Annotated in this window: 1 pseudogene; it reads right to left on the bottom strand. The window is 72.1% G+C overall.

What is annotated here, in order from left to right:
* A pseudogene (locus ACWCQK_RS42540) lies at positions 1-917 on the bottom strand (transposase); the annotation flags it as partial.
* Between the last annotated feature and the right edge of the window lie 240 nt (positions 918-1,157).

Here is a 1,157-nt window from a genome sequence, read left to right as displayed (position 1 = left end):
CCCCACAGCCGGTACCAGGTGCGGATGTCGCAGTCCTCGACCGTGAGCCGCACCCCATGAGCTTCGACGACCCGTTCGGCGATCCGCCGCGCCCGGTGGTCTTTCGCCGCGGCCGCGGTCGCCGCGGCTTCCGCGAGGCGGGCGCGGTTGACCCTGTACCCGGCGGACAGCACATCACGCCGGTACGCCTGCCGCGGCACACCGGCCTTGTTCGCGTCCCGGGCGCCGCCGGGCACCGCGGCGATGCGTGCAGGCAGCCCAGCAATCACCCGGCGTTCGTCCCGGGCCTGCTGCCGCTTCGACGGCGCATATTGGGTGGGGTTGGCGGCACGCCGGGACCGGTCGAGTGCACGCTTGCGCCCTCGTTCCTTCCGCCGGATTCGCTCGAGCGCCGCACGTTCGGTGTCGGTGAGCTCGATGCGGCTTGTCCGTATGGAGCCGTCTGCGGGGTCGTACGTGTCCGGGAAGGAGACGACGGACAGGTTGGACACGTTTCCGTCGATTCCCCCGACCCGGTCGATCCCGGCCGCGACCTCGCGGCGGGCCCGGGTTGCAGGGGACGCATATCCGCCGGCGAGGACCATCAGGTGCGCCTCGTAAGCCCACCCGCCGGGCGCGGACGCATCACGGCGGCGGACCAGGTCGACCTTGTGCCAGGAATCCGGGTCGTTCAGGAAATGGAGGAGCCGCGGCCACCGGCCGGCGCCGGCCGGCAGGCGGACCGGGAGGACCAGGTCACCGCGGCGGGAGTCCGCACCGCCGGAGAACACAAGCGTGAGCGGGCCGGTGTGGTCCCACCACGTCGCCGCCCTCGTCTTCGGCGTGCCCTTCGGAGTGATCTCCCCGGTCGGGACACGGCCTGCGGGCCTGGCCGGCGCGGTCAGCCTGCGCGGCTGCTCGAGAACATTCGTCCCCATCTCCAGTGCGGCTGCCTGCCCGGGCGTGAGGATCTCAGGGCCCAGGCTGCGGTGCTGGTAGGAGGCAAGGTGTCCGGCGAGAGTGCCGTGGACCCTGAACGTCTCCCACTTCCGTGCCGTCGTGTGAGACCGGGCACGACCGGGGATCCGCGTGTAATCCCACCAGGATCCCGTCCGCGTCCTGCCGAACCTGCGGCCCGACGCATCCGGGAACAGGTGCCGGGAGACGCCCTCCCACAC

The sequence above is a fragment of the Streptomyces sp. NPDC002306 genome (assembly GCF_053593435.1).
This window is presented reverse-complemented; position numbering and strand designations above follow the sequence as displayed.